This window comes from Hymenobacter sp. (assembly GCF_036388155.1).
Lineage (GTDB): Bacteria > Bacteroidota > Bacteroidia > Cytophagales > Hymenobacteraceae > Hymenobacter.
In genome coordinates, this window is record NZ_DASVSI010000091.1 from 1 (window position 1) to 25,817 (window position 25,817).

General features: G+C 63.1%; 18 protein-coding genes. 6 read left to right on the forward strand and 12 right to left on the reverse strand.

Translation table 11 applies throughout. The annotated features are described in order from the left end of the window. Positions 1–831 (forward strand): winged helix DNA-binding domain-containing protein (locus tag VF629_RS12515; RefSeq protein WP_331058825.1); only part of this gene is annotated, 831 nt, incomplete at its 5' end. Positions 832–909: 78 nt separating this feature from the next. On the opposite strand, the gene VF629_RS12520 is transcribed toward VF629_RS12515, so the two are convergent. From VF629_RS12520 to VF629_RS12555, 8 genes are all read right to left on the reverse strand, one after another. After that, positions 910–2,016 (reverse strand): VWA domain-containing protein, encoded by a 1,107-nt coding sequence (locus tag VF629_RS12520; RefSeq protein WP_331058826.1) that lies wholly within the window; start codon positions 2,014–2,016, stop codon positions 910–912. After that, entirely contained in the window at positions 2,013–3,041 is a 1,029-nt protein-coding gene (locus tag VF629_RS12525) for a PDDEXK nuclease domain-containing protein (RefSeq protein WP_331058827.1), read from the reverse strand. Before VF629_RS12525 ends, VF629_RS12520 begins: the two co-directional genes overlap by 4 nt. Before the next feature lie 133 nt (positions 3,042–3,174). After that, on the reverse strand, positions 3,175–5,481 hold the full coding sequence (locus tag VF629_RS12530) for a DUF5682 family protein (protein ID WP_331058828.1): 2,307 nt from the start codon (positions 5,479–5,481) through the stop codon (positions 3,175–3,177). A gap of 372 nt (positions 5,482–5,853) precedes the next feature. Beyond that, entirely contained in the window at positions 5,854–6,372 is a 519-nt protein-coding gene (locus VF629_RS12535) for a hypothetical protein (RefSeq protein WP_331058829.1), read from the reverse strand. A gap of 53 nt (positions 6,373–6,425) precedes the next feature. Continuing rightward, positions 6,426–7,088, reverse strand: a complete 663-nt coding sequence (locus VF629_RS12540) for a hypothetical protein (protein WP_331058830.1) — start codon at positions 7,086–7,088, stop codon at positions 6,426–6,428. After that, a complete protein-coding gene (locus VF629_RS12545; RefSeq protein ID WP_331058831.1) occupies positions 7,085–7,483 on the reverse strand; it encodes a RusA family crossover junction endodeoxyribonuclease in 399 nt (132 codons plus the stop codon). Before VF629_RS12545 ends, VF629_RS12540 begins: the two co-directional genes overlap by 4 nt. 42 nt (positions 7,484–7,525) lie before the next feature. Continuing rightward, positions 7,526–8,614, reverse strand: coding sequence for an AAA family ATPase (locus VF629_RS12550; RefSeq protein ID WP_331058832.1), 1,089 nt, complete (start codon positions 8,612–8,614; stop codon positions 7,526–7,528). A 246-nt stretch (positions 8,615–8,860) separates the two neighbouring features. Further along, the gene (locus VF629_RS12555) at positions 8,861–12,019 is read right to left on the reverse strand and encodes a DUF5691 domain-containing protein (RefSeq protein ID WP_331058833.1); all 3,159 of its coding nucleotides are present in this window, start codon (positions 12,017–12,019) and stop codon (positions 8,861–8,863) included. A 370-nt stretch (positions 12,020–12,389) separates the two neighbouring features. On the opposite strand from VF629_RS12555, the gene gndA reads away from it, so the two are divergent. From gndA to pgl, 3 genes are all read left to right on the forward strand, one after another. Next, positions 12,390–13,889, forward strand: a complete 1,500-nt coding sequence (gndA, locus tag VF629_RS12560; RefSeq protein ID WP_331058834.1) for an NADP-dependent phosphogluconate dehydrogenase — start codon at positions 12,390–12,392, stop codon at positions 13,887–13,889. Positions 13,890–13,969: 80 nt separating this feature from the next. After that, entirely contained in the window at positions 13,970–15,487 is a 1,518-nt protein-coding gene (gene zwf / locus VF629_RS12565) for a glucose-6-phosphate dehydrogenase (RefSeq protein ID WP_331058835.1), read from the forward strand. A gap of 2 nt (positions 15,488–15,489) precedes the next feature. Beyond that, positions 15,490–16,221, forward strand: coding sequence for a 6-phosphogluconolactonase (pgl, locus tag VF629_RS12570; RefSeq protein WP_331058836.1), 732 nt, complete (start codon positions 15,490–15,492; stop codon positions 16,219–16,221). Positions 16,222–16,714: 493 nt separating this feature from the next. On the opposite strand, the gene rpiA is transcribed toward pgl, so the two are convergent. From rpiA to VF629_RS12585, 3 genes are all read right to left on the reverse strand, one after another. Then, on the reverse strand, positions 16,715–17,464 hold the full coding sequence (rpiA, locus tag VF629_RS12575) for a ribose-5-phosphate isomerase RpiA (RefSeq protein WP_331058837.1): 750 nt from the start codon (positions 17,462–17,464) through the stop codon (positions 16,715–16,717). Positions 17,465–17,581: 117 nt separating this feature from the next. After that, positions 17,582–17,941 carry an Imm51 family immunity protein gene (locus VF629_RS12580; protein ID WP_331058838.1) on the reverse strand — a complete coding sequence of 120 codons (360 nt, stop codon included), beginning with the start codon at positions 17,939–17,941 and terminating at the stop codon, positions 17,582–17,584. A 15-nt stretch (positions 17,942–17,956) separates the two neighbouring features. After that, positions 17,957–18,469, reverse strand: a complete 513-nt coding sequence (locus tag VF629_RS12585) for a hypothetical protein (RefSeq protein WP_331058839.1) — start codon at positions 18,467–18,469, stop codon at positions 17,957–17,959. 123 nt (positions 18,470–18,592) lie between these two features. Between VF629_RS12585 and VF629_RS12590 the strand changes: the two genes are divergently transcribed. Both VF629_RS12590 and VF629_RS12595 read left to right on the forward strand, forming a co-directional pair. After that, positions 18,593–19,063, forward strand: coding sequence for a hypothetical protein (locus VF629_RS12590; RefSeq protein WP_331058840.1), 471 nt, complete (start codon positions 18,593–18,595; stop codon positions 19,061–19,063). A 74-nt stretch (positions 19,064–19,137) separates the two neighbouring features. Further along, entirely contained in the window at positions 19,138–22,695 is a 3,558-nt protein-coding gene (locus VF629_RS12595) for an AAA domain-containing protein (protein ID WP_331058841.1), read from the forward strand. 46 nt (positions 22,696–22,741) lie between these two features. Here VF629_RS12595 and VF629_RS12600 read toward each other — a convergent pair whose 3' ends face one another. Next, positions 22,742–25,765, reverse strand: a complete 3,024-nt coding sequence (locus VF629_RS12600; protein ID WP_331058842.1) for a DUF6493 family protein — start codon at positions 25,763–25,765, stop codon at positions 22,742–22,744. Positions 25,766–25,817: the final 52 nt, after the last annotated feature.

The following is a 25,817-nucleotide window of genomic DNA, read 5'->3' on the forward strand; positions in this document are numbered from 1 at the left end:
GACGCGGCCTGGATGCTCAAACTCATGGCCGCGCGCGTGTTGAAAGGGCAGGGCACGCAGATGAAGCAACTGGAGCTTGATGAAGCCACGGTTGAGCGCAGCCGGACGGCTTTCTACGAGGCCCTGCAGGGCGGGCGTCGCCTGACGCGGGCCGAAATGATGCAGCAGCTCGTAACGGCTGGCATCAGCCCGGAAGGGCAGCGCGGCTACTTCTTGTTGCGCTACTTGGCCCAGCAGGGGCACATTTGCCTCGGGCCGCTGCAAGGCCGCCAACAAACCTTCGCGCTGCTGGAGGAGTGGGCGCCCCAGGCCCGGCAGCTATCGCGCGATGCCGGTTTGGCTGAACTGGCCCGGCGCTATTTCCGCAGCCACGGCCCGGCCACCGTGCACGACTTCGCCAACTGGACGGGCCTCGCTGTAGCCGACGCCCGGCAAGGCCTGGAAGCCGCGCAGGGCGAGTTGGTTTCCGAAAAGATGGAGGATAAAACTTATTGGTTTTCGCCATCGGCCAGCGCCGCTCCAGCGGCTGAAAGTATTCAGCTCCTGCCGGGTTTCGACGAATACCTGCTTGGCTACAAAGACCGGCGGGCCGTGTTAGAAGCAGAGCACTTCAACAAAATTGTGCCGGGCGGCAACGGGGTGTTCAAGCCCATGGTAGTACTCGATGGTCAAATTGTGGGCACCTGGAAGCGCACGGTGAAAAAGGGCGCCGTCGACATTGCGGTGAGTTTGTTCGCGGCGGTGGGCGTGTCTAGAGCAGACCTGGAAGCAGCAGACACACGCTATTGTGCATTTCTGGGTTTGCCGCAAGGGGCTACTACGATGGAGTAGCAGAAGTTGGGCCTTTCCCTTCACGAAGATGTCAGCTTCCGGAAAAAGTCGCACATTGGCTTTCGGTTCCGCCCGGGGCTATGCCACTTCCAGCTTCTGGCCTTGAATGGCTTTGGCCATTAGCTCAGGAAACTTGGCCGGTGTGCAAGCGAAGCTCGGGATGTCCAAGGCTGCCAGCTGCTCAGCCACGCGCCGGTCGAAGCTGGGGGCGCCGTCGTCGCTCAGCGCCAGAAGGACCACCACGTTGACGCCCGCGGTTTTGAGGGCCGCGGCGCGCTTTATCATTTCCTTCTCGTTGCCGCCTTCGTAAAGGTCGCTGATGAGCACTAGAATGGTGTCCGTGGGCCGGGAAATCAGTTGCTGGCAGTAGCTCAGGGCCAGATTGATGTCGGTGCCGCCACCTAACTGCACGCCAAACAGCAAATCCACCGGGTCGTGCAGGTTTTCGCTCAGGTTCACCACGGCCGTGTCGAACACGACCATGTGCGTTTTCACGGCTTTCAGCGACGCCAGCACCGCCCCAAACACGCCCGCATACACCACCGACGAAGCCATGGAGCCGCTCTGGTCCACGCAGAGCACAATTTCTTTCAGCGCCTGCCCGCGCCGCCCGAAACCCACCAGCCGCTCCGGAATCACGGTTTTGTGGGCGGCCTGGTAGTGCTTCAAGTTGGCTTTGATGGTGGAGCCCCAGTCGATTTCGTGGTAGCGCGGGCGCGGGTTGCGCACGGCCCGGCTCAGGGCGCCCTGCACGGCTTGGCGCAGCGGGTTGCTGAGTTTCTTCTCCAGTTCGCGCACCACTTTGGTGATGACCTCGCGCGCAGTGGCTTTGGCCTTCTGCGGCATCACCCGGCTCAGCGACATGAGGGTGCCCACCAGGTGCACATCGGCCTGCACCGTGCGCAGGATTTCGGGCTCCAGCAGCAGCTGGTTGAGGCCCAGACGCGTCATGGCGTCCTGCTGCATCATGGCCACCACCTCGGTGGGAAAGTACTCGCGAATGTCGCCCAGCCAGCGGCTTACGCGCGGGGCCGAGCCGCCCAGGCCGGCCTTGCGCTCGGCCTTTTCGCCGTCGTAGAGGGCGGTGAGCACGTCGTCCATTTTGCCGTAGTCGGGCGGTAGGGGCACGGCATTGGGCGTGTCGGCGGCAGAGCCGAGAACGAGTTTCCAGCGGGTTTGATTCATGCTTGAAGGGGAGGAGCGAGAGCGGCGTCGAGTTCTTCGGTGGTGGGCAGGCTGCGGCGCAGCTCGGCGGGCAGGGCGCGGGTGAGCTGCCATTCAGCCACGCCAATGGGCTGGCTCATGCCGCGCAGGGCGTATTCGGACACCACGCGGTTGTGCGTTTTGCAAAGCACCAGGCCAATGGTAGGCTGGTCGGTGGGGTGGCGCAACAGGTCGTCGGCGGCCGCGAGGTAGAAGTTCATCTTGCCGCTGTCTTCGGGCTTGAAGTCCCCCATCTTCAGGTCGATGATGACGAAGCAGCGCAATGTCAGATGATAAAAAACCAAGTCTAAATAATAATCCTGGCCGCCCACTTCCAAGTGATATTGACTGCCCACCAGCGCAAAGCCCTTTCCCAATTCCAACAAAAACGACCGTACGTGGTCGAGCAAGCCGCGCTCCAACTCCCGCTCCTGAGCATCGGCGCCCAATGAGAGAAAATCGAACATGTACGGGTCTTTCAGCAGCTGCTGGGCTAGCTCCGACTGCGGTGCGGGCAGGGTGCGGCCGAAGTTGGTCACGGCGCGGCCTTGGCGCTGAAACAAGCCGCTTTCGACCTGAGCAGCCAGCACGTTCCGGCTCCACCCGTTTTCAATGGTTTGGCGCACGTACCACTCGCGCTCTGTGGGGTCTTTTACGAAGTCTAACAGGCGCACATTGTGGCCCCAAGGAATTTTTGCAACAAGCTGTTGCAAAATTGCTTCATCAGGCCATGCCTCCGCGAAAGCTTTCATATACCGTAGGTTACGAGAAGAAAAACCGGTGAGTTCCGGAAAAGCACCTCGTAAGTCTTGGGCCAACCGGTCGACAACTTTCGCGCCCCAACCACGCTGCTGCTCCTGTTGCAAAATGCTGCGACCGACGCGCCAGTACAGTAGCACCAGTTCCGAATTCACGGCCAACGCGGCCCGCACCTGCGTTTCGCGGATGTGCGTTTTTAACTCCGAGAGAAACTGCGGATAATCAGAGGGGAGAGTAAGGCTGCTCACAGATTTGATAAAAATTTAGTTGAAAAACGTTAGCCAGAGCCGTTTTGGGGCCGCGCTACTGTTCGCTGTACGCCGATGCCGAAACAACTTTGAAACCAACAGCCCTGTAATGGTGCAGCCGCTTGTTGCACCATTATACTCCAAGCAGCTCCCGCAGCCCCGGCAGTACCTGCGCCCCGCGCTCCCAGTCAAAATCCTCCGTTTCCGGCGTTGCTGAAGCAGCTTGGTCCGTGCTCGCGATTTCCAGAATCTGCCGCCGCTCGGGCAGCGAGAAGTCAGTAAAAGCGCGGCGCAGCAGGGGCACGATTTCGCGGAAAGTGTCCTCGTTCAGTTCGCCCAACCAGTGGTCGAGCAGGTCGAACAATTCGCGGTGGTGGATGAGCAGCAAGCCGCTGCCGCGCAGGAAGCCTTCAATCCAAGCCGTGGCGTAGTCGGTGGGCTGAGCGGGCGCCAGGGCCAGGCCGAGGGCCCTGGCGGTGGCGTCAGAGTCGGTTTGTTGGGCATCGAAGAGCAGGCGCGAAGCGGCCCCGGCCAGCAGGCCGTTGCTGGTTGGGTTGCGCTGCACGGCGGCTAGCGCGGCGTACCAGTCGGCCTCGTGCGCGTTGTGTTGGAGCAAGCGGATGGCTTGGTGCGTGGCTTCGAGGCGGGCCAGCAGGGCCTTGGCGGCCTCGTAGTCCAGGCCGGTGCAGGCGGCGGGCAGGCCAATGCACAGGCGCGGCACCAACTGCTGCACTACTTGGGCCACTTGCTGGGTATCGGTGCGGCGCACGTTGCCGTAGCGCAGCACCTGGGCCAGCGGGGGCAGGGCGGCCAGCAGGTGGGTCACGTCGCGGGTATCGGCCCCGATGGTTTCGAGGCGTGCCACCAGTGCCGGAATGGCCGGGCCCAGGTCCGCGCGCAAGGCTTCTTCGAGCAGGGTGCTCACGGCTTCCAGGGCGGTGGCTTCGGCGGCGCGGGCAATGGCGCGAGCCGCGGCGGCAGCCACCACGGTGTTGCCCCAGCGGCCAGCCTCAATCACAGACAGGGCCATTTCCGGTTCCCATTCCAGCCGCCAAAGCTCGTGGAAGGTGCCGCTTTTGCCTGCTACTTCCTCGGGCTCGCCCCACTTGATGGCCAGCAGGCGCAGGCGATGCAGCAGGTGGCTGCGCTCCAGCTGCGTGGGCTGGCGCAAGTCCAGGTCGAGGTCTTTGGGGGTGGCCTCGGGCTTGAGGCGTAGCGTTTTTTGCTGTTGGGCCAAATCCTGCTGCAAGGGCGTGGCGGGCAGCCCGGCGGGCACTTCGCCCAGCTTCACCCCAATCACCAACTCTTTTTGCACTAGCGCCAGCGGCTCGGCGTAGCCACCACCCAGGATGGCCACGGCGGCTTCCTGCAGCTCCCCAATGCCCGGCAGCGCCAGCCCGCGCACAGCGGCCAGCGCCGCCGCCAGCCGCACGCCCTCAATGGCGTGGGCCGAAGAAGCGTCGACGTCCTGCCCGCGCAGCAGGCGGGTGGCGCGCACCATCCAGTGGGTGAGCACGTGGGCACGCGGCTGGGTAAACAGCAGCTCGTACCAAGCCGGCGACAGCACCCCGGCCCCGTACCCGGAGCTAAACGACAGCCGCTCGTAGGTCCACGGTATCCAGGTGGTTTCGGTGGGCACTTTCTTTAATCCCTTGAGCCGGGCCTTGTCTTCCTTTTTGAGCAGGTCGGCCTGGAGCACCGGGGCGTGCCAGGCGCCGCACACCACCGCCACGCGGGCGTAGCCCTGGGCCAGGGTAGCGCGCAGGGTTTCGCGCATAAATGCTTCCCGGAGTGGCGTTTCCTCGGTTTCGGGGCGGTGCAGCTCTTCGCGCAGGGCCGTCATCAAATCCAGCACCACGGCGAAGGTGTTGGCGTTGCCGGGGGCGTGTTCGAGGTGGGTTTCCCACCACTGTTCCGAGTCGGTGTACCCAGCCAGGCGAGCGATGTAGGCCACGGGGTCGGACGCTACGCTGGGCGCTTCGCTTAATGAAGAATTAGGAATGAAGAATGAAGAATTGGGGTCTGCTGGCTCTTCCTGCTGGGCTTCACTTCCTTCGGCTGCCACCACTTCCGGAACAGCTAATTCCTCATTCTTCATTCCTAATTCTTCATTGCCGAAGGCGAATCGCAGCGCCATCGGCAAATCCATGCACCGGACATGCGCGCCATTCTTGGCGCACCAGTGCACCGCCTGCCACTCCGGCGAAAACTCCGCAAATGGCAAAAAAGACGCTTGTCCCTGCTGCTTGGGGTTGTAAACCAGTAGGGCCACCGGCGGCACCAACTCCGGATTAGTAGCGGTAGCCAGGGCCGCCTCAGCATCGGCGGGGCACTCGAGCAATACGATGTCGGGGCGAAAATCTTCGAGGGCCGCTACGAGGCTGGCGGCACTGCCGGGGCTGTGGTGGCGAATGCCGAAGAGGCGCAGGTCGGTGGGCATGGGCGTGGAAGAGGGCGGCGGTGCACTAGTTAGGGAAATAGGATGTTCTAACTACCGTCGCAGAACAAAATATGGGTAAGACAGAATCAAATATGCGCGAGACAGAACAACATATGAGGAGCAAAGAGAGGATTAAGAGCGAGGCAGAATGGCTTAGGAGTAGGCTATAATGGCTTTGGAGCGTTGCAAAAGGGGATAGGAGGGCTGGAGTATGGTAATGCAGGGGCTCGGAGTTGCTTTGGCGCGGGCTGGAACGAAATTGCGGTGAATGGGGCTGTAAGAGGCGGTGACGGGAGGGGTTGTTTTGTACTATTCTGTGTAGTGGTCTTTATTGGTACTTAAGTATTATGCGTGAGTGACTAGGTGTTGGAGTTAATTTTTTAGCCAAAAGTTGAAGAGGGTTCGAAGTCTTTGCAGAAGGGTTAAGGGGGCTGTAAATTCAGTTTCTTGAACATCAGAGACCCACTGGTTATTCTTGTAATTAAGCTGCCAGTAGGGAATTACCCCGCAGATTCTCTCGGCAAATTCCTTGGTGAGAGAATCAATTGGGCCCGCGTTGTAGTGAGGTTTTGGGGAGTAGTGTTCTTTCATTTTGGCAATTGCTGCCGGGTCGTAGCACACCTTGGGCCTCAGGTTCTCGACCAGTCGAACATCAATTGCCAGGGTAATCAATCGTTTGGATTTGCGGTGCAATCCAACTACAATTACTCTTCGACACATGCCAGCGTACCAGTCGATGATATATACTTTGGCTCCCGGCGCAAAATGCTTAGTGCCGAAACGAATTTCTGCGCCGCCGGGCCCGTAGGGCCGCTCCCGGATGATGTTGCCGACCGCAGTCCAATAGGCTTCGGGAGGAACTTTGGCGTCTGAAGTAGCGGAGGGTTCCATGAAAAGGCGTTGGGCTAAATGAACATAGCTAGGCCCTTGACTTGGCGCGAGTGTTAAGCGGCTTCGCGAGTGGGCCGCCACTCGTTGGATAGGTCGTCGACAAGGCTTTGCAACTGGGCGGCTTGCTGGGCAGCTTCCGGGAGTGGAAAGCCATGAGCAAGCTGGTTGCGGCTGACCAGGAGTTTTTTGGCTTGCTCGAAATGCTCGTAGGAGAGGTCGGCCTCGGAGTACAAATAATCAAGCAATGCCCGCACCGACGCCTGTTCCAGAGGCAAATCCAGACTTTCGGCGTGGCGGCGCAGCAATGCTTCAAACGCCGACCAGAGCAGCAGAATAGCCGCTTCTGGTTCGCCCGACTCGCGCAAGTGTTTGGCCTGAGCAATCCGCTGGACAATGCTGGTCCAGGAAATGGGAGACTGCGGCAAGTGACCATCTTCGGCGTCTGGCCCGGTATTGACAAACAAAAAACGCCAGCCGGCTTGCTGGTTTACCAACTCGGCCACTTCCCGGAGGCGGCTGATGGAAACAGGCGTATGGCGGTTTTTGACCTCTATCAGCAAATGCTCATCCCCCTTTTTTACCAACAAGTCGGGGCGGTAACTGCCCAGGTTGAAGGGAAGTTTGTCCGGTGCCGGCTCAAGCAATACGGTGTAGCCTTGCTGGCGGTATTGAGCGGCCAACGCGGCTACCTGACTGGGTTCGGTTGAGGAGTTCATACGTAGAAGTCGATGGGTTGTGAAGCACTAACGCGAACGTAAACGCATTCTTGGTTGGCGGTAACTGCATTTAAGAATAAGGCCGGTAAACGGGCAAAATCGAATATGCCGGTTAGTAGCCTGCGGTGGCTGTCCACATCCGTCACGTACGCATCGTCTACGTAGACGACGCCCACCAACGCGTCCTGAATCGGCTTGATGATGTTATCAATATCCGCTGGCCGCTCTCCACAAAAGTAAACCAGCGTCAGTTGGCACGGAGTGGCGACGGCCGCCCGGGAGCCCCAGGCAGTTTGGGCCGCTTTGGCTACGAATTCCTTCCATAGCTGCCGTTTGGTGGCATCTTTTGACTGATGGGAGATGGGCCGCCGAGGCAACAGGATTTCGAGGAACATGAGCGGTAGAAAAACCGTGATGGAAAGCTAAGGCAAGCTAACCTACTCCACCACCTCCCGGCACGCGCGGTACAAATCCTTCCACCCTTCGCGCTCCTTCACCACCGTTTCCAGATACTCCAGCCACACAATCTTATCCGGGGCGGGGTCTTTGATGACGGCGCCGGTGAGGCCGGCGGCCAAATCGTGGGCCCGCAAGGTGCCATCGCCGAAGTAGGCGGCCAGGGCAAGGCCGGCGTTCATCACTGAAATGGCCTCGCCGGTGCTCAGCGTGCCAGTGGGCGACTTGAGCTTGGTCTTGCCATTGTCGGTAACTCCGGCGCGTAGCTCGCGAAACACCGTGACCAAGCGGCTGATTTGCTCCAGCGCAGGCGCTTCCACGGGGAGCTGGAGGGCCAAGCCCTGCTTGGCCACGCGGGTTTGTACAATGTGGACTTCCTCAGCCAAGCTGGCGGGCAGGGGCAGCACCACGGCGTTGAAACGGCGGCGCAGGGCGCTGCTTAGTTCGTTTACGCCGCGGTCGCGGTCGTTGGCGGTGGCAATGACGTTGAAGCCCTGGGTGGCTTGGATTTCGGTGCTGAGCTCGGGGATGGGCAGCACTTTTTCGGAGAGCATGGTGAGCAGCGTATCCTGCACGTCGGAGGGAATGCGGGTGAGCTCTTCGATGCGAACCAGCTGGCCGGTTTGCATGCCTTTATAGAGCGGGCTGGGCACCAGTGCGCCCAGCGAAGGCCCTTCGGCGAGCAGGCGGGCGTAGTTCCAGGAGTAGCGCAGGCTGTCTTCAGCGGTGCCGGCCGTGCCCTGCACCAGCAAGTTGGTGTGCCCACTGATGGCGGCCGTGAGGTGCTCCGACACCCAGCTTTTGGCCGTTCCGGGCACGCCGAGGAGCAGCAGGGCGCGGTCGGTGGCAAGGGTGGCCACGGCAATTTCCATCAGCCGCCGCTGGCCGATGTACTTGGGCTCAATCTCAAAGCCGTTGTCCAATTTGCCGCCAAGTAGATACGTCACCACGGCCCAGGGGGAGAGCTGCCAGCCGGGCGGCTTGGGGCGGGCGTGGTCGGCGGCTTTGAGGGCGGCAAGCTCTTCGGCGTAGAGGTCTTCGGCGTGAGGGCGGAGTAGGGCGGGCGTCATGGACTTGTTGGGGTGTGAGGGTGCGAGGGTATGGGGGTAAGAGTTGAAAGGTTGCCGGGACGTCATGCAAAACGCAGCGAAGCATCTGTACTGCATGAATCATCTCTTTACTACATGAGTAATTTTATCGCCGGTTATCCTGAGCGGAGCGAAGGACCTTCTCACTACTGAACAGTTGGCAGTAGCTCAAATGGCGCAAATTTGAGAAGGTCCTTTGCTCCGCTCAGGATGACCGGCGACATTCAATCACTCATTTAGCGACCGTTCCAAATCGGCTTGGAAGCGAAGGGTGTCGATGAAGGTGAGGCGGGAGGACTGAAAGATTTCGTGGAGGTCGGGGATGGCTTCGACTTGCTGAATGACGGCGGCGGCATCGGCGGGGGCGATGCTGGGGGCAACGGTTTGGGGCAGCAGCCACGCCAGCTGGCGGAGGTGGGGGAGCGGGGCGATGCCTTGGTATTGGGTGGCGGTGTTGGCCAGCTGGCTGCCAATGGCCCGCACCACCGTCAGGCTGAAGGCGCGAGGCCAGGGAGCGGGCACGAAGCCAAGGTCCTGCGTCCAGTGGGGCGCCTGCTGGCGCACGCGCTCCAAAATGGGTTTGAGCAGCAGTTCCTGCCGAGCCGCGGGTGGGAGCAGGGCCGCGAGCGAAACCCAGTCGAAGCCCCGGTCGCAATGCGCTTTGATTAACGCCGGGCGCTCCTTCATCCACAGGCTGATGAATGCGGCGGCGAAGTCGGTATCGTGGTGCAGCAGCGTGCTTTGGGCCCAGGCCGAGAGCAGCGGCAGTGCCCACTCCGAGGCCAGCGCGGCGGCCAGCAGCTCGGGCGGTGCCAGGTTCAGCTGAGTGGCCCAGCGGCTGGGCGGCAGCAGGGCCAGCAGGTTGGCGAGGCGGGTGGTGGCGGGCCCCACCGAAGTATGAAAATTCGAACCGTGCACCGACAGGAAGCGGGCGTTTTTCTCCTCAATGCCATCCAGCAGCCAGGATTTGTCCCAGGCGTCGGGCAGCGTGATTTCGAGCGCGGCCTGGCCCAGGCCCAACATCTTGCGCCGGGCCGTGATGAGCGGCGCGGCGCGGGCCCACAGCCGCTCGGTAAGGGCCGCACCGGGGATTTGCACGAGCAACTCGGTGGCCAAGCGGCGCACCTCCTGCCCCCGGGCCTTGAGCAAGCCTTCAAGCACCGGCTCAGCATCGAGGTGCAGGTGCTGGGCCAGAATTTTCAAAAAGGCTTCCTGGTTTTTGGCGGGCTCGGTGGGCAGGGCCGCTAGTAGCAGGCACCGGGCTTCGTCCGGAGCGCTGGCAAACTGCTCAGCCAGCCAAGTCCGGCGCTGGGCTAACGTGCCGGTTTCCCACGTGCTGGGGCCCGCTTCTGAGGCGCCAGGTGCGCCGACGCCGTCGGCCAATCGGGCCCATTCGGGGTGCTGGCGGGCCAGCCAGTGGCCTCGGTTGCCCAGCACGGGCGCCAGCACCGCCCGCGTATCGGCCGAGCGACTGGCGTGCAGCAGCAGGCGCACCAGCAGGGCCGGGGGCACCAGCAAGTCGCGGGCAGCCAGGCGGGCCAGATAGTCGGGCAGCAGCTCCAGGTGCAGGCCGTTGACGAGCATCTGGTGCAGGTGGTCGGTACCCTTGGGGCCAACCACGGGCAGCAGCTCGGGCGCCGCCGGCACCAGGGCCGGGCCGGCCGGGGCAGCGGGCCGGTAGCCGGCTTTGCGCATCAAGGCCAGGGTGCCAGCAGCCAGCAGCACCTGCTGTTCCGGCGAACTGGCCGGGGCGGGAAAAGCCGGGACGGTTTCGCCACTCTGGCGCGTGCCGAGCAGGGCCACGCGCAGAACTTGTTCGGGCTTAACCCCATGGGCTGCTTCCGAGGCAGTTCCGTTTTGCCGAGAGCTTGAGTGCTCAGCAGGGCTAGCGTCAGACCCATTTTCGCGTGAAGTGGCGAGATGAGTGGCTGCGAGGGCATTTGGAGAGCCGGCCCGTGACTTTTCAGCTGAAGACGCTTCGACCCAACTGCTGAGCGGCCGAAAACCCCGCCCGTCCCATTCCCCAAAAAGCGTCATGGGTTGGCCGCCGCTCTGAGCCAGCAGCTGCCAGCCCGCATTCTCATCTTCTTCGCTAAAGCGCAGGGGCACGGTGCCAGGTTCGGCAGCGTGGTGCAGGCACCAGGCGCCATCGGCAAGCGGGCTGGGCCGGACTTGGCTAAGCGTGGCGGGCCATTCGCGCAGCCAGGGCTGGCGGGCCAGCGCGGCGGCGTAGTCCTGGAGCATTTCCCCAAAGCCTTGGCCCGGCGGGACGGCACTGGACGGTACTGTGCCATCGAACTTCACGCTGACCGGGGCTGCCCGCACCGGCAGCAGGCCGGGGTAGAAGGCCAGCTCGCCCAGGTAAGCGCCCTGCGGAATGAAGGGCGTGCCGAACGGCTGGCCCCCAAAAGAAAATTCCAACACCAGCGCTGTGCGGCCACTCCGGCGCCCGTGCAGCCAGGTGCGGCGGGCCGTGAGGCGGTCTTCTTCCCAGCGGAACTGGCCCAGCACCCGCCAGGCGTCGGAAACGGGGGCGGCAGTGGCCAGCAGGTCTTCCTTCTTGAGGTTGACCCCCACTTGCTGGAGCACGTCGGGCCGGGCATTGGGGCTGAGCTTGGGCAGATTTTGGAAGGCGCGCACCAGCAGGTACAGCTCGCCCAGGCGGCCCAGCAGGCGCGCGGGCCAGTCGGCGTGGGCGTGGCGCAGGGTGGCTAGCTCGCGTAACGTGGCGGCCAAGCCGGGCAGCTGGTTGTCGACGAGGCGGGCGGCCTGGCTTTCCCAAAAAGACGCCGGCTGCTGGTCGAGGGTGGCCAGGCCGGCACGTATAAGGTCTTCCAGCCAGGCAACCAAGTCCTCCGCGCCCGCCGTCATGCGCGCCAGGCGCTTGGGGTCAACGGTGAGGCCGCCCAATGGCACCTCCGGAGAGTCCCCCAAAGCTGGCGGGGCACCTGACGAGCTTCCAGAGCCATCCTCTACACGTGTTGCCGAAGCAGCTGTTGCCGCTTTTGATTCTTTCGTTGGGCCGCCGGCCACCTTGTCGGCCTTTTTCTCCTGCACCTGCTGGCGTTTTTCCAGCCATTCATTCAGCCAAGCCGGGGGCGTGGTGCCCGCCAACAGCTCCGGCTGCCGGGCCATGAGCAGGAGCAGCCCGGCCCCGTGCTTGCAGGGAAACACCCGGCTGGGGCAGCTGCACTTGAAGGCCGGCTCGCTCAGGTCGATGCCGGTGAGGTAGGGCTTGGAGCCGCTGCCGGCGCACTCGCCCCAGGCGGCCGTGTCGGTGCGGCCCAGGTTGGCCCATTTGGCGGGCTTCAGCAATTCCTGGCCCCGTTTCAGCGTGCCAGGGTCGGCGATGAGGGAGTGGGCTTGCGCCTCGGTGAAGGAAATCATGCGCCGGGGCGGGTAGAAACGTCGAGCATAGGCCCGCAAAGTAGCGACGGAAGCGACACAGTGTTTCTGTCCGGCAACCGGATTTTCGTGCCGGAACTTGTCTGGTTGACAAATCAAGAAAGCATCTCGCAGTCGTTGGATTGTAGCGCGGACTTTTAGTCCGCTAGTGGTGGGCATTCATACTCGCGGACTAAAAGTCCGCGCTACAATCCAGCGCCATTGCAACGAAGCGGCCTTGGCTAGAGTACAGCTTGCGAGCACGGCCAACCGCCCTATCTTGCCGAATCAACCGCGCCCGGCAGCGCCTCAAGCCTGCCGCCCTATCCTGACCCAACACACCTCTGACTTTCACCCCGAAACAACCTCTTTCATGAGCGCAACCCCCTCCAACCAATCGTTTGGCATGATTGGCCTCGGCACCATGGGCCGCAACCTGCTGCTGAACCTCGCTGACCACGACTTTGCCGTGGCCGGCTACGACAAAGACGCCGCCAAAGTGGGCCTGCTGGCCGAAGAAGGCGACGGCAAACCCGTGCAGGGCTTTTCGGAACTCAACGCCTTCGTCGGCAGCCTGCAGTCGCCCCGCGCGGTGATGCTGCTGGTGCCGGCCGGCAAAATTGTCGACAGCGTGATTGACGAGCTGCGGCCCCTGCTGGCCCCCGGCGACATCATCATCGACGGCGGCAACTCGCATTTCACCGACACCGAGCGCCGGGCCAAGGCCCTGGAGGCCGAGGGGTTCCACTTCTTCGGCATGGGCGTGTCGGGCGGCGAGGAAGGCGCCCGCTTCGGGCCCAGCATGATGCCCGGCGGCGACAAACAGGCCTACCAGGTGGTGCAGCCCATGTTCTCGGCCATCGCCGCGCAAGTCGATGGCGAGCCCTGTGTGACCTACATCGGGCCCGGCGCCGCCGGTCACTTCGTGAAAATGGTGCACAACGGCATCGAGTACGGCCTGATGCAGCTCATTGCCGAAACCTACGCCGTGCTGAAAACCGGTCTGGGCCTCGACAACGCCGCCATTGGTCAGGTATTCACCAAGTGGAACGAGGGCCGTTTGCAGTCGTTTCTGCTCGACATCACCAAAGATATTTTTGGGTACATCGCGCCGAACACCGACCATGCCCTGCTCGACGACATCAAGGACGAAGCGCGGTCCAAGGGCACGGGCAAGTGGACGTCGCAAGTGGCCATGGACCTGGAAACGTCCATTCCCACCATCGACACGGCCGTGACCATGCGCGACCTGTCCAAGTACAAGGCCTTGCGCGAGCAGCTAGCCGGCCTGTACGGCCCGGTGGCCGGCGCGCTGCCGGTCGAGAAAGAAGCTTTCCTGGCCCAGCTGGAGCAGGCGTTCTATTTCAGCATGGCCATCACCTACGCCCAAGGCATGCAGCTGCTCGGCAAAGCGTCCAAGGACTATGGCTACGATTTGCAGCTAGCCGAAATTGCTAAAATCTGGCGCGGCGGCTGCATCATCCGCTCGGGCTTCCTGACGCAGATATACAACGCCTTTCAGCAGGCGCCCGACTTGGCGCATTTGCTGCTCGACGGGCAGGTGCAGCAGCTGGTGAACGAAGCCGTGCCCGGCAGCCGGGCCGTGGTGGCCGCCGCCGTTACGGCCGGCATTGCCGTGCCGGCGTACGCTGCCTCGCTGAGCTACTTTGACACGTTCCGCACGGCGCGCATGCCTTCGAATCTGATTCAGGCCCAGCGCGACTTTTTTGGGGCGCACACCTACGAAATCATCGGCAAAGAGGGCGTTTTCCACACGCAGTGGGCGCCGGAGCTCGAAGACGCGGCCAACAAAATGGACGTAACTGTGGGCGAGGAGAAGAAGGAGGAAAAACCCGTTATTCCGAACAAATAGAATCCCAGCTTCCTGTCATGCTTCGCTGCGCTCTGCATGACATTCTACGGCTTTTCGCTTCCATTTCGCACACTGCAAACATGAGCACCGCAAAATCAACCATTGAGCCCACCGTCTTTGTCATCTTCGGCGGCACCGGCGACCTGAACGCCCGCAAACTAGCCCCGGCCCTCTACAACCTGTTTTTGGACGGCTGGCTGCCCGAGCAGTTTGCCATCATCGGCACGGGCCGCACCAGCCTCACCGACGAGGCCTTTCGCGAGAAATTGCTGGCCGACATCAACCAGTTTTCGCGCACCGGCAAGGCCGAAAAAGAGACCTGGGCCAAGTTTATGCCCCACATTCACTACCAAGTGGCCGACGTGAAAAATGCCGCTTCGTACACCGAGTTTGGCCGCCGCATCACCGAGTTCGAGCAGGAGTGGAAAGCCCCGGCCAACGTCATTTATTACCTGGCCGTGGCCCCGGAGTTTTTCCCGATTATCGCCACCAACATTGCTCAGAGCAAGCTGGGCGCCGACCCCGAGCGCATCCGCATCGTCATCGAAAAGCCGTTTGGGCACGATTTGGCCTCGGCGAAGGAGCTGAACCACTTGCTAGGCCAGCATTTCAACGAGCGCCAGATTTACCGCATCGACCACTACCTGGGCAAGGAAACGGTGCAGAACATCATGGCTTTCCGCTTCGCCAACACGCTGATGGAGCCGCTCTGGAACCGCAACTACATCGAGCACGTCCAGATTTCGGTGACCGAGCAGCTCGGCGTGGGCGACCGCAGCGGCTACTACGACGGCGCAGGCGCCCTGCGCGACATGATTCAGAACCACCTGCTGCAGCTCCTGTGCCTGGTGGCCATGGAGCCGCCCGTCAATTTCACGGCCGACGAAGTGCGCAACCGCAAGGTGGACGTGCTGCGCGCCATGCGCCGCTTCACGCCCGAGGAAGTGCGCGAGTCGACCGTGCGCGGCCAGTACGGCTCGGGCTGGATTGAGGGCAAAAAAGTGCCCGGCTACCGCGAGGAGAAGGACGCCAACCCCAAGTCCAACACCGAAACCTTCGCGGCGGTGAAGTTTTTCGTGGACAACTGGCGTTGGCAAGGCGTGCCGTTTTACCTGCGCACCGGCAAGCGGTTGCACCGGTCGGCGTCGGTCATCACCATCCAGTTCAAGGACGTGCCGCACTTCATCTTTCCGCCCGAAACAGCCGAAAGCCAGCACCAGAACCGTCTCATCATCAGCATTCAGCCCGAGATGAGCATTCGGCTGCAGGTGCAGGCCAAGCGCCCCGGCCTCGACATGATGCTGAACACCGTGGACATGGTCTTCGACTACGACGGCACGTACACCACCCAGGCCCCCGAGGCCTACGAAACCCTGCTGCTCGATACCATGATGGGCGACCAGACCCTGTTCATGCGCGGCGACCAAGTGGAAGCCGCCTGGGACCTGGTGATGCCCATTCTGAACTCCTGGCAGCAGCGCACCAGCCAGAATTTCCCCAACTACTCGGCCGATTCCTGGGGCCCGGAAGTGGCCGAGGCGCTCATCGCCCGCGATGGCTTCCATTGGTTTACCCTGCCACTTTCCCCCAAAAAATAGCCATGCTGCAACACGTGTATCCGACGGTGGAGGAAGTCCTGCGGGGCTTGGCCGACTTTGTGGTGGCGCAGGCCGGGCAGGCCGTGGTGGCGCGGGGCCGCTTCACGTTGGCGCTGTCGGGCGGCAGCTCACCCAAGAAATTGTACGAGCTGCTGGCTTCCGAGGCCTACCGCGACCGAGTGCCCTGGCCGCAGGTGTTTTTCTTCTTCGGCGATGAGCGCGACGTGCCGCAGACCGACCCGGAAAGCAATTTTCTGATGGCCAAAAAGGCGCTGTTCGACCCCTTGCAGATTCCGCAGGAAAACGTCTTTGCCATCGACACCTCGCTGCCGGCTGCCGAAGCGGCTGCGGCTTACACACGGGCCATTACGGCCTTTTTCGGGGCCGAAGCGCACCTGGATTTGGTGCTGTTGGGCCTGGGCGACAATTCTCACACCGCTTCCTTGTTTCCTCACACGCCGGTGCTGCAAGCAAGCGCCGCAGGAGCCGAGGCGGTGTTTGTGGAAGAAAAACAAGCCTACCGCATCACCCTAACGGCACCTCTGATAAACCAAGCGCGCGCCGTAGCTTTCCTGGTGTACGGGGCCGACAAAGCCGCGGCGGTGCAAGCCGTAGTCAACGGCCCACGCGACAGCGAAGAACACCCAGCCCAACTCATAGCGCCCACGGCGGGCGAAACCCACTGGTTCCTGGATGAAGCAGCCGCAGCCCACCTGCCGACCCAAAGCAGCTGATTGAGCTGTAACGCACACTTGAACGAGTACCCCGAAATTTCATTTCGGCCCGGTAGAACCAGCATTGTCCTACCGGGCCGAAATGAAATTTCGGGGTACTCGTGCTACTTAGGGTGTGTGGACACTAAGGATTTCTATTAAAAAAGAACGTCATGCAGAGCGCAGCGCAGCATCTCGCTTGCGGTCACTAATTACTGGTGGCGGGCGAGATGCTGCGCTGCGCTCTGCATGACGTTCTGTTGGTTTACCGTCCACACGCCCTAAGAAGTTTGTTGAATTATACCGTCATGCTGAGCTTGTCGAAGCATCTCGCCAGCGCAACCAATCAAGGTTAGTATCGCAGTAGAGATGCTTCGACAAGCTCAGCATGACGGCTTTGTATGTTTTCAAGCAGTTCAAACAGCTTCTAAGCCACTGGCCTTTCAATGTATACGGTCAGAGGTAAATCAGAAGTAAAAAGGTTTGGCGGTAATTTCCAAGAAAGTGCGAGCAACTACGGCAGCGCTGAAAACAGACTGGCTGCGGTGGGCGCAGCTCCGGCCCGGTGCACCAGCACCTGCCCGCCGGTAGCCACTACCGCGGCGCGTGCCAGCCCCAAGAACAAGCCATGCTCTACCACGCCAGGAATGGTTTGGAGCTGCTGCGCCAGTCCCTCGGGGTCGGCTAGCTGCTTGAAGTGACAATCGACCAGCAAGTTGCCTTGGTCGGAGTGGGCCAGGGTGCCCGCGGTTTGCCCGACGCGGACCACCGGAGCGCCGCCTAGTGCATCAACAGCGTCGAGCACCCACGGCAAGGCAAAAGGCACGACTTCCAGCGGCAGCGGAAAACGCCCTAGTTGGGCCACGGCTTTGGAAGAATCGGCGATGATGAGGAGGTAGTCCGAAGCGGTGGCCAGGACTTTTTCGCGGAGCAGGGCACCGCCACCGCCTTTGATGAGGCGCAGGCTGGGGTCAAGCTCATCGGCGCCGTCCACGGTCAGGTCGAAGCGCAGGCCGCGGCGGGGCTCCAGTAGCGGAATGCCGACGCGGCGGGCCAGGTCCTCGCTGGCTTTGGACGTGGCGGTGGCTTGAATTTGAAGGCCGTTTCGCACCCGCTCGCCCAGTTGCGTGATGAAATGCGCGGCGGTGCTGCCGGTGCCCAGGCCCACCGTCATGCCGGCGCGCACCCAGTCCAGCACGGCGGCGGCGGCGAGCTGCTTTTCGGCGTCCAGATTGGTTTGTTGGTCAGGGGAATTTTTGTTCATAGGTTGGAGCAGCCTTTTCGGGTTCAGAAATACCTACGCAGGGACTGGGCCTTACTCGTAGCCTGCCTGCATTCGCAACCTAACCAAAACGTTCGGGAATCAGCTTCGCCTATTTTGTTAAGCAAAGAAATCATCTGGGTCGGCCTGGCTCAGGTATTTCTGTAGCCGGGTGGTACTGCCAAAAAAGGGCAGCACGCAGGCCACAAATTGGTCGGCCACGGCTTGGCTGGGCGCGTAGGCCACAAACGTGTGGCCGCCTTCTTCAAACTCTATTTCCTCGAGCAAAGCGGGCTGATGCTCTTCGATAATGGTCTGGATGTGCTCTACCCAGGACTCGGCCGTGCCACCAAAGCCGTAGTTCTGAAACAGCACGTAATACTCTTCCAGCCCGCTTACGTCAGCGAAAACAACCAGTTGGCGCTCGGGCGGAGCGGGGGCCGGGTGGGGCACAATTTGAAAAGGAAAGGTGGGCGACATGGGGCGAAAATACGGCTACTTGCGCCGCCGCAGCGCCACCATCAGCCCCACGCTGAGCACGGCGAGCACGGCAATCAGGGCGTCGCGCACAAAGTGGCCCTGCTTGGCTTCGGCCACTTCGGCTTCGAGGTCGCGCTGGCGGGCTTGTTGCTGTTTCTCGCGCTGGCGCAGGTTTTCGGTCTCGTTTTGCAGTTCAGAGAGGCGCTGGGCGGTGAGGTTGCGGTCGTCGCGACCGGTGCTTTCCAGGTGCGTGGTAGTGGCGGCTAGGCGCACCGAGGTGGTTTGGGCCTTGCGGGCGGTTTGGTCGAGCACGTCCACAATCTGCTGGTCTTTGTCGACAATGCCTTGCAGGGCGTCCACCACTTCCTGCAAGTCCTTCTTGGAGGGCTTGTTGCCAAACAGGCTGTGCCGTTGGGCGTTGGCCGCGGCGTAGCGGCGCGTCAGCACGCTGCGCTCGCGTAACAAGCGGGGCAATTGGCTGTCGGCAAACGCCGAGTCGGTTTGCGCCTGGGCAGTGCCGACGGACAAACAAAACGTGGCCCCAACGAGGCTGAGTGAACAAATAAGCTGGAGAGTGGCCTTCGGCAGCGTTCTTTGCGGCCGCGAAAAAATTGAAAAGAGCGAAGCAAGCATCAGCAAACTATACGGGATATGGGACAAAGTAAATGGCTTCTGTGGGGAGTTGTGGGCTTGCTAGCGGCCGGGTGCGGCAGCAGCCGAAAAACGCCACCGCTCTACAGTACGGCTTCGCTGCCCAGTGGGGCTAACGAAACGGCAAGCACCACCGTGTTGCCCTTCGTGGTGCGCGAAGTGAGCGACGACGAAACCTACGGCTACACGCCCCAAAACCCCGTGCGCGTGGGCGGAGGCCGCTCGGCGGGCATGCGCAACCAGCTGCGCTACCTCAACGCGCTCAAAGGACCTCAGGTCCAAGCCGTTACCTACGAGCGCCAAGCCAGCTGCTGCCCGTTCAAAACGCGCCGCGGGGTGGTCGACAACACGGCCCTGATTGACGTGTACGCCGTGAGCTGGACCGGCAAGGCCACGCCGGTTACGCTGTACATCAACATGTACCGCGGCGGCAAGCTGCTGGCGCCGCAAGGCTTCACCGGCGCCCGCTAATTGGCGCAAGGAGGCCAATTGATGGCAACAAAGGCGTTACTTTTACAAGTCCTGCCGCTCTTTTCTGCCCCCCGATGCTCACCAGCTACTACTCTCGCCTTGCCTCGCTAGCCGCCGACCCCAGCGCCTCGCCCGCCGACCAGCTGCCCAAGCTGCGCAAGCTTCTGGAAGCCGTGCTGCGCGATGATTGCAAGCAGCGCGAGGCGCCGTTCGTCGACCTGAGCCAGGCCATCGGGCAAGTGGCCTACGAGCACAGCCTGCCCGGCGCGTTGCGGGCGCAGCTGCAGGCCCTGCGCTTGGCCGCCAACCTGGTGCTGCACGAAAGCTACGCCGGCACGCCCGCCGAGGCGGCCAGCGGCTTTGCGGCCGTCGCGGCCCTGGTGCTGCACCTCACCGGCGAGGCCTACACAGGCCCCAGCTGGCCAGAAACAGTTGCCACGGAAAGTGGTACGCAAGCACTGGCCGTAACGCAGTCGTTTGGCGCCGACGGAAACGCCGGCGCCGCCTGGCGGGTGACGGTGCTGCACACCGACCTGAGCACCGGCACGCTGACCGTGGAAATGGCCACCCCGGCCAACGACCGGCCCGGCGGCCCTTTCCAGGTACTGTTTCCCGAGGCGTATGATGGTATAATTGCCCTGGCCGCCGCCTTGCACCCCACGCTGCACCTGGTAGGCGCGGTGCGGCAAGCCGATGGCCGGGTGCGGGCCCGCCGCGTGGTGCTGGAGCCGGATTACCTGGTGAGCGTGACCACCGTGGCCGAATGCGCCCAGGCCTCCGCCACCATTCCCGAGTGGGCTTTGCTGAATGCGTTTTTGCCGGATGAAACCTCACGGCCCCTGGTGGTCGGCAACTTGGTAAACCTGCTGCTCGACGAGGAAGTGAGCCACGCTGCCCGGCAAGCCGAAACCGTGGCCCTGCACGCCGCGGCAAGCCCGGTAGTGGTCGTGGCGGCCGACAGCACTGGCGACTCAGAAGGGTTGCCTGAAGGGTTTGCGCCGGTCAGCAGCGATGATTTTAATCTGGAAGGCTTTCTGCGCAAGCGCTTGTTTCGGGCCGCGCCCCTGGCCCTGAGCACGCTGCCTGAGTTTCAAACCCGCACCGGCGTGCCGGAACTGCTCAACGACCTGCGCCGCCATCATCGCACGCTGCGCGAGACGCGGGCCCAGGGCTTCGTGGCCCAAAGCCGCACCGGCTACCAGCAGGAGCCCCTGCGGCTGGCCGACTGCTTCCTCGAACCCACGTTTCTCTCGGCCACCTACGGCCTGCAAGGGCGCCTCGACTTGCTCCACGAAAGCGCCACCGGGTACGATTTGGTGGAATTGAAAAGCTCCACCAAGGTGCCGCACGCCGAGCCTTGGAGCAACCACGCCGCGCAGGCCCAGCTCTACCGTTTATTGTTGGAATCGGTGTACGGGGCCGATGGCGAGACCGCGGGCCGGGGCCGCACCAGCATTTTGTATTCCAACGCCGCCATTGGTCAGTCGGCCGTGCGCCGCGTCGACCAGGACCAGGACCTGATTGACCGCCTGCTCATGGCCCGCAACCAGTTGGTGGGCATCGAGCTGCAGCTGGCCCGTGCCACCGGCCCGCGCCAAACGGCCCACCTGCTGGCGCCCGTGCTGCACCCCAACCTGACGGCCCTGCCGCCTTTCGGCAAAGCCAAAGCCGAGCGAGTGGCCAACGCCTGGGCCGCCGCCGACCCCGTAGAGCGCGCCTACTGCCTGGAGCTGGTGCGCTTTGCCGCCCGCGAAATGCGCTTGACCCTGCTGGGCGACGAGGCCCGGCCCGGCGACGCGGGTGGCCAAGCCGGCTTGTGGCTGCTGCCCCAGGCCCGCAAGCACCAAAATTTTAGCTTACTCGATGACTTGGTCTTGCTCGAAGACCACTGCAACGCCGACGACGATGCCCGCGAAGGTCTTGGCCCGCACCTGATTTTTCAGCGCCTCGCCGATGGCCGGGAAGTCAACTTCCGGGCCGGCGACACCCTGATACTCTACCCGCGCCGCCGCAACAACAAGGCGGCTGAAAGCGCAGATTCGGCGGAAGTGAGCAGCGTAGCCCAGCTTTCCGTGCTGGATGCGCAGGTGGTGAAAGTGGTGCTGGCCGAGGACCTCGGGGCCAATGGCCAGGTCGTGCTGAGCGTGCGAAACCGCCGGATGGCACCTCGGTATTTGCAGGGCCATTCGCATTGGGCCCTGGAACCCGATACCTACGACACCTTCCGTCGGGAGTGGGCGGGGTTGTCGGCCTTCCTGTGCTTGGCCGCCGACCGCCGGCGCCGCTTGCTGGCCCGCACCGGCCCGCGCGAGCCCGAGGGCTGGACCGCCACCGCGCCGCCCGCCATCACCGCTCCCGATGTGGTGGCCCGTGCCCTGGCCGCGCCCGACTGGTTTGTGCTGTGCGGCCCGCCCGGCACCGGCAAAACCCGCGCCGTGCTGCGCGAGCTGGCCGTCAATCTGTACAAGCAAGACAAACAGGTGCTGCTGGCGGCCTACACCAACCGCGCCGTAGACGAGATATGCGAGCAGCTGGTGCAGGCCGGCTTGCCGTTCATCCGGGTGGGCTCGCGGCTGGGTACGGCGCCGGTATACCGGCCCTATTTGCTCGACAACATGCTGCGCGACTGCACCAGCCGCCAGATGGTGCGCGGCCGCCTTACCACCTGCCCGTTTTACGTGGGCACGGTGGCCAGCCTCCTGGGCAAGCCCGAGCTGTTCCTGCTTAAGCAGTTCGACTTGGCCGTGGTGGACGAGGCCAGTCAGGTGCTGGAGTCGCCCATGCTGGCCCTGCTGGCCAAAGTGCCCAAGTTCATTCTCATCGGCGACCACCGGCAGCTGCCCGCCGTGGTGGCGCAGGAACCCGAAACCAGTGCCGTGGCGCCGGAAGTGGCCCCCTTGCTCCGCGAGGAACTGGGCCTGACCAACCTGCGCAATTCCTATTTCGAGCGCCTGTTCCGGCGGGCTGAGGCGCAGTGGCCCCACGCCCACGGCACCCTGGCCGACCAGTACCGCATGCACGAGGAACTGGCCGCCCTCGTCAATCAGGACTTCTACAACGACCAACTCCGCTGCCCGCTGCCCTGGCAAACCGCTGCGCTGGACCGCAGCAGCTGGCCCGCCCCGGCCACTGCTTTTGCTACCTCCTTGCGCGAGCGCCGGGTGGTTTTCATGCCCACCCGGCGCGTGCCCGAAGACACTTCGATGAAGGAATCGGCCCAGGAAGCTGACCTAGCCGCGCAGGCTGCCTTGTACGTGGTGCAGGGCTACGGCCCACGATTCAACTCCGAAACCACCCTCGGCATCATTGCCAGCTACCGCAACCAGGCGGCGCGCATCCGGGCCCGGCTGGCGCAGCTGGCGCTGGAGCACCAACTGCCCGCGCTCACGCAAGTCAGCGTGGATACGGTGGAGCGCTACCAGGGCAGCCAGCGCGAGGTGATTATCGTGAGCTTTTGCTGCCACCACGAGCACCAGTTAGAGCTCATGGTATCGCCCGACGAAACGAGGCAAGTCGACCGAAAACTTAACGTGGCCCTCACCCGGGCCCGGCACCAGCTGGTGCTGCTCGGCAACGAACAGGTGTTGGCGCGGGCGCCGCACCACGCGGCCCTGCTGGCGCGGGTGCGCTAACACGGTTGCTCAACGTTAGGATTGGAGCCGGCTTCCTTTGAAGTCCTTAAGCCAGCATTGCGCTGGTGGTCTTTTTCAGGCTGGGCACGGCTTGCCACTCGCGCAGCCGCCCGTGCGCCGCGGTGGGCGTGGGCTGGCGGGTGCGCGCCAGCACGTCGGCGTAGGCATCGAGCAGCTTGCGCATGTTGCGCAGGGGCGCGGCCGGCAACTCCGGGAGCAGGGCGTCAAGCGTTTGGCGGAGGGCGTCGTCGGTGGTGGGGCTGATGGCGCGGGCCTGGGCCAGGCCGTCGGTGAGGCGCTGGATGGGGGTGAATTCGGCCGCGAGCAGCCGCCCGAGGGCCTGGCCCGTGGCTGCGGGCACCAAGCGTCCGGTGCCGCTGGCCGCCAGCAGCACTTCCAGGGCCAGGGCCCGGCACACCGGAGCGGAGTGCACCAAACCGCAGGCCAGGAGCACCGAAGCGCTTTCGTCGAAGCGCGGCCCCGGCGCCAGCAAGGAGCGCAAAAAAACACTCATCACATCGCGCCCTTCCGCACCTATGTTGTCGACGCGGCAGGCCGTGCGGAGCAAGTGCCAGTGCAAGGGGCCGGGGTTGTTGGGCAGCAGCGTCAGCAGGAAGGGCAGGTCCGGCGCCAGCGACCACAGGTAGTAGTTCTGCTTCTGCGATAAGCGGGCGTGCAACGAGTAGAGCAGCAGCGGCGAAGGCGGGACCTGGCCCGGGTGGTCGGTGGGCACGTGCAGCTCCTGCCACACATTGGTGACTTCAGGTCGCGCCTTGTTCCAACTCTGCTGGTAGGTGTGCGACTTCCGCTCAAAGCGCCAGTCGGGCTGCCAGGGCTCTGCCAGGCCGGGGTAAGTGCCTTGCGGGCGCAGGCTTTCCAGCGTGTGCTCGGGAAAACGGGTGCGGGCAGCCACGGCGCGCAGCCAGGGCAACGATTCTTCCAGCGGAATAGGGACGCCCGCTGGCTGTTGGTGCTTGAAGGAGACGAGCCGGCCCAGCCGTTCGGTAAAGCTCTTGAGCAGCGTCTTGCCCGCTCCGTCAGTTGCCGGGGCTGCCGGGGCGGTTGCAGCGGGTTCGGGCGCAAAAAACTGCCCCAGCAACTCCCGCAAACCTTCGTGCTGAAGCCGCGGCAGCAGCGCCACCGCCTGCCCGACGTTCGCCTCGGCTTGAATGGCCGTTCGGGCCAGCGCCAAGGCCAAATCGGCAGCATCGGGCAAGACGCCCGCGGCTTGGTAGGCGAGCAGCTTCTCCACCAGCACCGTCGGCGCCACCCAGTGGGGCGCGTGGCTGGGCGAGCTCAGCAGCGGCAGGGTGGGGGCCGTGCGCAAGGCATTCTCCACGGCCACAAACCGGCGCTGTTCCACCCGTAGCAAGGGGTCGGGAATGTTGTAGGGCTGGTCGGAGAGATTAACCAATGCCACCTTCCGCTGGGTAAAACCGCTAAACCAGCTTATCAGCAGTGCCTGCACCAACTCGCGCAGGCCCACGCGTCCACCATTGACGGTGTAATCCTTTAAAATAGCCTCGACTTCGAGCGGGCTTTTGGCATTCAAGGCCCACGGAAAAGCCTGGTGGAGGTAGGGCAGCAGCTGTTGCTGGTAGCCGGCCGGGAAGTGGGGCCGCAACCGCAGCAAGCCGTCGAGCCACCGCTCAAGCGCCAGCGGCGAGGTGTGCTGCAGCACTTCCCCGGTCAAATACAATAGCTCGTGCCAGTCGCTCACCGGGGCAATGGCCGTGGCCTGGGAAATGGCTGGTTGAAAACCAACGAGCGGCGCGTAGGACGAGGAAGCGGCTTCGACGGCTAGCGGTTGGGCTGGGGCCTCCGCCATAAAAGGGGCGAGTGCAACCCGGGCTGCGGGCGAGAACAGGTCGGAATAAAAGCTTATTGCTTCCGTAGTGGCCGTGGCGTCGGCCGCGGTGAGCACGGCCTTTTTGGCGCCCAGCACGCTGGCCAGCAGCTTGGCGGCGCGTTCCTGCACGGCGGCATCGGCATTGGCAAGGGCCGAGGTGGCCAGTTGCGCCACGGTGGGGGCCAGGGCGGGATTCCGTTTCGTCAGCTTCTCCAGGGTGCCGAGCAGGCTCCGCAACGCCGTTTTCAGGTCCTGCCGCGCCATCAAGCCGTCGGCATAAAGCAACAGGGGAGCTGCGTCGAAACCGTCCAAGGGACTAATGGCTTTGAGTTGGTCGAGGGCGAAATTGACCACCAGCGGCAGCGGGTGCGCCAGCAGCTCAACCAGCTCAGCCTGCCGCGCCAATTGTTCTTCGGGGGTGGGGCTTAGCGTCAGAAACAGGTTTTTGAACCACGTTAGCAGCGGGCGGCGGAAGTCGCGGCGCAGGGCCAGCAAGCTGCGCGTGAGAAGGCCGGCGCGGTCGAGGTGCCCCGATTCCGCCAGCGCTGGCAGCAGGGTCAGCCAGGTGATGGCTTCCCGGTCGTTGCCCCGGTAGATGGTGGCCGAATCGACGGGCGTATCGAAATCGAACAGTAACGGCAAGTCACGAGTCAACAGCACGTGGTCGGCTCGCAGCTGGCGCAGCACGTGCAGGTCGTATTCGCGCGCTTTGCCCCGCTGGTCGCGGTTGTGGTGGTTGAGCCAGTGGGCCACCGACTGCGCAAACAGCCACGGCTCATGGCTTATCAGGCCTTCGTCGTTTAATTCGCGCAGCAGTCGGTAGGGAGCGGTGCGCCAGGCGTCGTCCCGGGCCACTCGCTCGAACCAAGCCGTGAGCCAGGTGGGCCGGCTGTGGCGCACCACCGCCCAAAACAGGTCACGGTGATGCGCTTCGTGCTTGTGGTTGTCGAGCTGGAACTGCCACGGCAAGCCGAAACTGCGGCCCAGGCCTTCTTGCTTCGAAAACGTGGCCAGGCCCGCCAGAAACAGCATTGGCTCCTTATCGCGGGGTAGTCGCCGCTTGTCGTCCAGGCGCCAGTCGTTCATTTCCCGGTACAACTGCTTGGTTTTGAGGCGCACCGGCATCACGTCGGCTTTTTCCAGCTGCAACAGGAATTGGACCAAGTCGAGCAGCCCTTGCTTGCGGACAAGTTGTTCGAAAGCTTCAACAGGAGTAGACATAAGGAGCGGGTTAAATGTGGCGGTAAAAAGAGCTGTTTTTTGGAATTGATGA